General features: G+C 65.9%; 9 protein-coding genes (1 of these 9 only partly in view). 5 read left to right on the plus strand and 4 right to left on the minus strand.

The annotated features are described in order from the left end of the window. Window positions 1–173 precede the first annotated feature (173 nt). Complete coding sequence (locus E5E97_RS08200) at window positions 174–1,406, plus strand: MFS transporter (protein WP_171280149.1); 1,233 nt, start codon at window positions 174–176, stop codon at window positions 1,404–1,406. Between the two features lie 6 nt (window positions 1,407–1,412). On the opposite strand, the gene E5E97_RS08205 is transcribed toward E5E97_RS08200, so the two are convergent. Together E5E97_RS08205 and E5E97_RS08210 are read right to left on the minus strand one after the other, a co-directional pair. After that, a complete protein-coding gene (locus E5E97_RS08205; RefSeq protein WP_171279646.1) occupies window positions 1,413–1,562 on the minus strand; it encodes a hypothetical protein in 150 nt (49 codons plus the stop codon). Beyond that, window positions 1,517–1,972 carry a hypothetical protein gene (locus E5E97_RS08210; RefSeq protein WP_043172097.1) on the minus strand — a complete coding sequence of 152 codons (456 nt, stop codon included), beginning with the start codon at window positions 1,970–1,972 and terminating at the stop codon, window positions 1,517–1,519. The genes E5E97_RS08205 and E5E97_RS08210 overlap by 46 nt, the downstream gene beginning before the upstream one ends. A gap of 169 nt (window positions 1,973–2,141) precedes the next feature. Between E5E97_RS08210 and E5E97_RS08215 the strand changes: the two genes are divergently transcribed. The 3 genes from E5E97_RS08215 (at window position 2,142) to E5E97_RS23490 (ending at window position 6,284) form a co-directional block, all read left to right on the plus strand. Then, window positions 2,142–3,050 carry an S-adenosyl-l-methionine hydroxide adenosyltransferase family protein gene (locus tag E5E97_RS08215; protein ID WP_171280150.1) on the plus strand — a complete coding sequence of 303 codons (909 nt, stop codon included), beginning with the start codon at window positions 2,142–2,144 and terminating at the stop codon, window positions 3,048–3,050. A 193-nt stretch (window positions 3,051–3,243) separates the two neighbouring features. Next, window positions 3,244–4,695 (plus strand): hypothetical protein, encoded by a 1,452-nt coding sequence (locus E5E97_RS23485; protein ID WP_253265148.1) that lies wholly within the window; start codon window positions 3,244–3,246, stop codon window positions 4,693–4,695. Then, the gene (locus E5E97_RS23490) at window positions 4,593–6,284 is read left to right on the plus strand and encodes a cytochrome c peroxidase (RefSeq protein ID WP_253265156.1); all 1,692 of its coding nucleotides are present in this window, start codon (window positions 4,593–4,595) and stop codon (window positions 6,282–6,284) included. The genes E5E97_RS23485 and E5E97_RS23490 overlap by 103 nt, the downstream gene beginning before the upstream one ends. A 69-nt stretch (window positions 6,285–6,353) precedes the next feature. Here the strand turns inward: E5E97_RS23490 and E5E97_RS08225 are convergent, their stop codons facing one another. Together E5E97_RS08225 and E5E97_RS08230 are read right to left on the minus strand one after the other, a co-directional pair. Continuing rightward, complete coding sequence (locus E5E97_RS08225) at window positions 6,354–6,647, minus strand: hypothetical protein (protein ID WP_130633027.1); 294 nt, start codon at window positions 6,645–6,647, stop codon at window positions 6,354–6,356. A gap of 145 nt (window positions 6,648–6,792) precedes the next feature. Then, entirely contained in the window at window positions 6,793–7,353 is a 561-nt protein-coding gene (locus E5E97_RS08230; protein ID WP_005309014.1) for a carbonic anhydrase, read from the minus strand. A 230-nt stretch (window positions 7,354–7,583) separates the two neighbouring features. Here E5E97_RS08230 and E5E97_RS08235 point away from each other — a divergent pair, with 230 nt between their 5' ends. Then, window positions 7,584–7,883, plus strand: partial view of a ribonuclease gene (locus tag E5E97_RS08235; RefSeq protein ID WP_060390369.1) — the start only. It continues 348 nt past the right edge of the window; only the first 300 of its 648 coding nucleotides appear in the window; the start codon lies at window positions 7,584–7,586; the stop codon falls past the right edge of the window.

Below are 7,883 nucleotides of genomic sequence, written 5' to 3' on the forward strand. Positions count from 1 at the left end.
CCAGTGCCGGCGGGATCACAAGGCGAGAGTGCCCTTCTCGACATGCAGATAGATGTCACTGACATGCATTATTGAAGCAGGCTGATGCATTTGTGTCGCTGTCGAGGGGCCTCGATGGGCGCTATCATGGCGCCTCTCGTCAGCGGCCTTGCCCGCCCTCATCGGAGCCTTGCATGTCATCATCTCTTTGCGCCGCCGCCCCCTCTGCGGCGGCCACCTCCCATCGCGCCATCCTGCTGTTTCTGCCGCTGGCGCTGATGTCGGCGCTGCTCAACAGCAGCGTGCCCACCCCCCTCTATCCCCATTATCAGCAGGTGCTGGCCCTGAGCGATGTCAGCCTCACCCTCATCTACGGCGGCTATGCGGGCGGGGTGCTGATCTCCCTGTTCGGGGTGGGCAATCTGGCGGGCAGGGTGAGCGATCTGCGCGCCATGATCCTGCCGGCCCTGCTGGCGGTACTGGGGGGCGCCCTGCTGTTCTCTCTGGCGGACTCTTTCTGGTCGCTATTGCTGGCGCGGGTGCTGGCCGGGATCGGCACCGGCGCCCTGACCGGCGCCGCCAACGTGGCTCTGCTGCGCTTCGGCCCGCGCGATGGCGGCAAGCGGGCTGCCCTCAGCGCGACCCTCTCCTTCACCGCCGGGCTGGCGCTCGGCCCGGTGTTCAGCGGGTTGGCGTTGCAGCTGGAGTGCTATCCGACCCAACTACCCTTCCTGCTCATCATGGGGTTGGCGGCCTGCGCCATGGCGGGGGTGGCGTTGAGCTGGCCCGCCCGCGCGCAAGGGGCACCGGTTGCGGCAACGCAGCAGGGCAGGGGATCGCTGGAGGAGGGGCTCAAGGCCACCGGGGTAGCTTTCTTTATTTGTGCACTGGCGCTGTTTACCGCCTGGGCGGTGGCGGCCAGCCTGCTGGCCATCGGCCCCAAGGTGGCGAGCCAGCTGCTGGGGCTGCGGGATCTCGGCCTGTTCGGCTATCTCATCGCGGCCTACATGGTGCTCTCCGGCCTGTGCCAGCTCTGGGCCCGTCGGCTCGATGCCCGTCACACCCTGCAAAGCGGCGCCCTGGCGCTGGCGCTCTGCATGCTGCTGTTTGCCGGCGCCGTGCATGCCCAGTCGTGGTGGCTGGCGGTGGTCGGCTTGCTGGTGGCCGGTTACGCCCAGGGCGCGGTGTTCGTCGGCAGTGCGACCCTGGTCAACCGCATCGCGCCGGCTGCCAGCCACGCCCGGCTGGTGTCGCTCTTCTACGTGATCGCCTATGTGGCGAACTGGGTGCCGGTGCTGCTGGGCTGGGTCAGCGATGGCGCCGGCGTGCAGGCGGCGGTGGATCTGCTCACCGTCGGCAGCGTGCTGATCAGCCTGGGGTTGGCCTGGGCGGCCTGGCGCACCCGCTTCGAGCCGGCTGCCGGCTAGTGTGATTCAGTCGGCCAGCACCACCCGCTCGGCCGACAGATGGTGCATCCATTCGCGCAGGATCAAGAGGGCGGCGGCAAAGCGCCGGGTCTTGGGCAGGCTGGTGTGACTCAGTCGGCCAGCACTACCCGCTCGGCCGACAGATGGTGCATCCATTCGCGCAGGATCAGCAGGGCGGCGGCAAAGCGCCGGGTCTTGGGCAGGTTGGCGGCGGCCAGCGGGTCACCCTCCACCATGGCGGCAAACTGGCCGAACAGCTGCTCTAGGCTCTCCCGGCTCAGTTCACGACTGCCGAGCACTTCGGCCAGCGGCAGCGGCGCCTGCAGGGTCACCACCTCATGGGGCGGTACCTCGGCGGCCAGCGGCATCAGCACGTCCTCCACCACCATGATGGCCTGCTCCAGCTCCAGCGCGCTCGGCGGATCCCGGCGAAACGGGCCCGGCGTCATGGCTTCGAGGCCGAAGCCCAGGTCACGGGTAAAGCGGGTGCCGTCGGCCCGGGTCAGCTGCAGCTGGCTGCTGTGCTCCCCCAGGCTGAGCAGGATGGCGGTCTGGTTGCGGGTCATGGGATCTCCTTGTGGCGGTCGCGACTCAGCCCTATCCATACACCCGCCGCGACCGGCTGGCGAGGGCTTTCGGTGCCCCCATCCGGGGAATACGGCTTGCAATATGCAGAAGCGATGGCATTCTGGATGTCTAGATGGTTGTCTTGTTATTACCTTCAGGAGTTCAGATATGGATATTCGTACCACCCCCCGCGCACTTGCGCTCGCCCTGTTGCTGGCCAGCGGCCTTGCCGCCGCCAACGAGGCGCTGGTGATCCAGACCGACTTCGGTCTCAAGGATGGCGCCGTTTCGGCCATGAAGGGGGTCGCCTTCGGGGTGGACCGCACCCTGCCGCTCTATGACCTGACCCACGAGATCCCGGCCTACAACATCTGGGAAGCCTCCTACCGCCTCTACCAGACTCTGCAGTACTGGCCCAAGGGGACTGTGTTCGTCAGCGTGGTGGATCCGGGGGTCGGCACCGATCGCAAGTCGGTGGTGCTCAAGACTAAGAGCGGCCACTACATCGTCAGCCCGGACAACGGTACCTTGACCCTGGTGGCGGAGCACTTCGGCATCGATACCGTACGCCAGATCGACGAGAAGACCAACCGCCTCAAGGGCTCCGAGAAGTCCTACACCTTCCACGGCCGCGACGTCTATGCCTACACCGGCGCCCGGCTCGCCTCCGGTGCCATCAGCTATGAGCAGGTGGGGCCCAAGCTGCCGGCCGAGGTGGTGAAGATCCCTTATCAGCCGGCAGTGGCCGGGCAGGATGGCACCCTCAAGGGCACCATTCCGATCCTGGATGTGCAGTACGGCAACGTCTGGACCAACATCGACGACAGCCTGCTGACCAAGGCGGGGATCAACAAGGGCGACCACGCCTGCATCAAGATCAGCGAAGGGGATGCGCTGAAATACGAGGGCAAGGCCCCCTATGTCAGCAGCTTTGGCGATGTGCCGGAAGGCCAGCCGCTGGTCTACCTCAACAGCCTGCTGCAGGTGTCGGTGGCGCTGAACATGGACAGCTTCGCCGCCCAACATCAGGTGCAATCCGGCGCCAATTGGCATATCAGCCTGAAGAAGTGCTCCTGATCGCGAGCTGAACTTGCCGGGTGACCGGTACACGGAGATAAAGAGGGCAGGCATCGACGGATGCCTGCCCTCTTGTCATGGTGCCCGCGACAGCGTGGCTGTTGTCAAAACACATATTTGCAAGGTGATATTGATAATGATTGTTATTTAACTGGATAATCACCGACTCCTCAGACCACTCACCCTTTGCACGATGAAAACCAGCCTCTTACTGGTCAGCCTGCTGATCCTGACCGCCTGCAATGACAACCATAGCCAGGCGCCCGTTCCCTCTGTGCCGGTGGTGACACCGCCCGTGGTAGAGCCGCCGGTGGAACCTCCGGTGGTGACGCCGCCCACAGAGCCGCCGATTGAACCGGTACCGACCCATACCCGCAGCGAGTTGACCGTGCGGCTCGATGTGACGACCCGCCTGGGGCAAGGGGCTACTCTGCTGCTGCGCCAGGCCGCTACCGGCATCGCGGTGAATGGAGAGGTGGGGGAGGAACGCCCCCTGGTCATGACGCTGCCGGCCGGTTTGCTGCTGGATCAGCCGCTGGAGCTGGTGGGGAGCGATGGCAGCTATATTCTGCGCGCCGCGACGGCCCGGGTGGCCGAACTCGGCGCCACGGCCCGGCGCGCTGACGCACCTTCCTTGCGACTGGATGAAGAGGAGACGGCGCTGTTCCTGCTGGCCGACCACAATGGGGACGGCACCCTCGATCAGGGCGAGTGGGGGCAGCTGGCACAGATCCGTCTGCAACAGCTGCCGCTCATTCAGGACTATTCAACCCTGTTGCTGGCCCAGCGTCAGCCGGGAGCCGAGCTCAACTATCCGGACAGCTGGCAGATGCTGCTGGCCCTGCGTGCCGATCAGGGGGAGCGCAGCTGGTATCGGCGCAGCAACAGCGGCCCCATCGAGGCGGCGAGGCTGCTGCTCTATCCCGCTCAACCCAGCCAGCCTGACGAGCCGGAGACGGCCGACCTGCTGCGCCTTGATGAGCAGGGCCGGCTGACGAGCGGCACTGACTGGCGTTGCCTGCACGATGTGCGCAGCCCCGCCGGGGTCAAGGGCAGCCAGTATTGGCTGCACGCCAGCGGCAGCAGTGCGTTGCCGCAGGCCAGCCGTGCCGGGCTGGGGGTGGTGCCGACTGGCTGCGGGCGCAGTGACTGGCGACTGCCTGGCCTGGCCGAATTCGAACGGCTGCTGGCGGCGGGCAAGCAGAGTTGGCGCTACCCACACACCTTTGCCCTGGCTGTACCAACCCGGATCTGGCTGCAGGACGGCGCCGGCCGCCCCGCTCTTTACCAGCCCGCCACGGGCAGCTGGCTCGAGGAGGGGGAGGGCTGCGTGCTCTGGTATGCGCTGGCGCCCTATCCGGTACGCCCTTCGGTCATCCGTGACGACAGCATGCCCGACATGGCCGCCCTGCGCGCCCGGTATGCCGGCCCTGCCGCCCAATGGCCGGCGGCCAGGCTTGATGAGGGGTCGAGTGGCAGGAGCTGGGGCCGCTGCCGGCGGTGCCCTTCCCGGCTGACAACCCTTACAGCCGGGCCAAGGTGGTGCTGGGTCAGCAACTGTTCTTCGACAAGCGGCTCTCCCGGGCGCAAGACATCAGTTGTGCCAGCTGCCACGATCCGCAAAAAGGGTGGAGCGACGGGCTGAGCGTCTCGGTGGGTCACCAGGGGCAGAAGGGGACCCGCAACGCCCCCTCGATCCTCAACAGTGCCTTCAGCAGCAGCCAGTTCTGGGATGGCCGGGTCGGCTCCCTTGAGGAGCAGTCCCTGCACCCCATCCAGAACCCGGTGGAGATGGCGCTGGAGCACGACGAACTGCTGGCGCGTCTGCAGGCCAGCCGCGACTACCCGGCGGCCTTTGCCACGGCGTTCGGTGACGAGGGGATCAGCCTGGAGCGGATTGCCAAAGCGATCGCCACCTTCGAGCGCACCATCATCAGCCGCGACAGCGACTTCGAGCGCTTCGTCCAAGGCGACGGGCAGGCCCTGAGCGACAAGGCGCTGTGGGGGATGCACCTCTATCGCACCGATGGTCGCTGCATGAACTGCCACTCCGGGCCGCTGCTGAGCCAGTACCGGTTCGAGAGCGTGGGGCTGGCCTACTATGGCCGCAATCTGGAGGACCGCGGCCGCTTCCTGCACACCCGCCAAAAGGCGGACATGGGGCGCTTCAAGACCCCCAGCCTGCGGGATGTGGCGTTTACCGCACCTTATATGCACAACGGGGTCTTCCCCATCCTGGCGCAGCGCATCGGCAGTTCCGTGCAGGGGGTGGTGGCCATGTACAACTTCGGAGTGACCAAGTGGAGCAGCGGGGTGGGCTTCCCGACCGGGGTGGCGCAGTACGATCCCTTCTTCCCGCAAGCCTCCGATCACCTGCATGCGCTCGGTCTCTCCAACGACGAGCTGGATGCCATCGGCGAGTTCCTGCGCAGCGTGTCTGCCGAGCCGAGGCGCACCCCGGCCACGGTCGCCGAACTCGGATTGAGCGGGGTGGCTGACGAGGCGCCGGTGCCTGCCATCGTGATCGATCTGCAGGTGACGCCGACAGCGCCCCGGCTGGAAGTGGGCCAGACGCTGGCTTTGCAGGCCACACTGCGGCTCAGCGATGGCACGCGCAATCCGGTGCAGGCTCCCTTGCAGTGGCGCAGCATGACGCCGGAGCGGGTCAGCGTCGACGGCGATGGGGTGCTCCACGCTCTGGCGGTGGGGCCTGCCCGGGTGCAGGTGAGCACGAGCGAGCGGATGCTGGAACTGGCGGTGCAGGTGGTGGATGCCCAGCCCGACTTCAGCCAGGGCTGCCGTCATCCCGAGCTGGCGGCGGGCGAGCTGATCTTCGTCTGTCCCCTGACTCGCGCGGAAGCGGACCGGCTGGCGCTGGCGTACGACGGCAGCGCCAGGGATGAAGATGGGGATTACAACCCCTTCCCCCACGACTATGTGGTGATGAGTCAGGAACGGGCTCGCGACTACTGCCAGCAGCTGGTGGCGCGTGGCCACGATGATTGGCGCCTGCCGGCGGCCAGGGAGCTGACGGCGCTGTTTGCCGCCTATCATCAGCGCGGTGAGGAGCTGAAACTGCTGACGGAGCAGGGCTGGCCGCTCTACAGCCGGCTCTGGAGCAGCGATGCCCCCAACGATGACGGGGAGGCACCCCTGCTCGATCCGGGCAGCGGCGAGCTCATCACGGATCTGCCGCAAGAGGCTCACGGCGTCGCCTGCGTGCGGGCCCGCTAGAGGAACTTTGTTCATGATCTCGACAAGGGCGCTGCGGCGCCCTTTTCATTGCTGGTCCAGCTGTGGGTTTTACTGCCCCTTGAGTGGGGCTGCGGCAGGTTGGAGCCGGATGGGCTGGGGCGGCAGCTCGCGCACGCTGACCACCACCTCATAGCGCTTGTCGGCTTCGGCCGGCGGAATGTTCTTGAACAGCGCCTGGGCGGTGGCCTGGGGATCCTGGCCCAGCTTGCTGGCGTGATAGAGGGGGGCGGGCAACGCCGGCGGGCGCGCATCGGGACGACCGGCTGGTGGGGCGGGCTGCTCGCAAGCCTGGGCCGACAGGCTGGCAAGCAGCAGAGTGAGTGCGAGGGGGTAACGTGACATGGGGATGACTCCATCCAGGGAAGATGGCCCATCAAACGCCAGGTGGGCCGCTAGCTCAACGGCTTTTACGCTCCCTTTTCACCCTCTTTACAGTCGTGACAACGGGCGCCTTGGCGCCCGTTGTGGATCCTGGCAACCGCGGGACTCAGAACTCGTTGGAAAGCGCCTTGTACCCCTTGACCAGATCGATGTTGGTGTGGGCCACGTCCTCGGAGAACTCGGCGGCATCCACCGAGACCCGCGGGATATGGTCCAGATCGCTCTGCTGGTTGATGCGGGTGGTGGAAGGGACGTAGAACTCCGGCGGCAGATCGCAGCCGTCCACCACCGAGTTGTGGCGCACCACGGCGCCGTCACCGATGTGGCAGTTGAACAGCACGCTGTTGAAGCCGATGAACACCCGGTTGCCCACTTCGCACGGCCCGTGGACTATGCTGCGATGGGCGATGGAGGTGTACTCGCCGATGGTGACGGCGGCGCCGGACTTGGAGTGGATGACGACCCCGTCCTGAATGTTGGAGTTGGCGCCGATGACGATGGGCTCCATGTCACCGCTGGCATCCACCTCGTCGGCGCGGATCACCGCATAGGGGCCGACAAACACGTTCTCCTTGATGATCACCTTGCCACAGATGATGGCTGTCTTGTCGATATAGGCTGACTCGTCGATGACCGGCAGATGGCCGGAGGGATTCTTGCGGATCATGTTACATCCTGTTGAAGAGAAAAGCGGACGGGAAGCAGGCCGGACGTGCGGGCCCGCCGGAGAGTCAGCTTACGCCTCGGTGCCGGGAGGGGAAACCCTTTACTGGTCTGACCCCGACATGGGCCGGCGCCCCGGCAGGGTGTTCCCTCTGGGCAAAATATGGGAGCATGGCCGTTCTCGAGGGCAAAACGGCCCGCTCGACATTATGTGCATAACCCTGGATATCCAAGATGAAGAAGATTGTTGTGCTGCTCGGCATGCTGCTGGCCCCCTGGTTCTCCTCTGCCGTGCAGGCCAAAGGGGAGGCCGGTGAATTTGACTATTACGCCATGGCGCTTTCCTGGTCACCGGAGCATTGCGCCATCAAGCCGGCCGACCGGGACCAATGTTCCCGCCAGCTGGGATTCGTGCTGCACGGGCTCTGGCCCCAGTATCAGCGCGGCTACCCGAGCAGCTGTAGCCGCGAGCGGCTGGATCCGGCGATGGAACAGCAGTTTGCCGGGCTTTATCCCAGCCGCTTCCTCTATCGC

It is taken from the genome of Aeromonas sp. 2692-1, assembly GCF_013085505.1.
Lineage (GTDB): Bacteria > Pseudomonadota > Gammaproteobacteria > Enterobacterales > Aeromonadaceae > Aeromonas > Aeromonas hydrophila.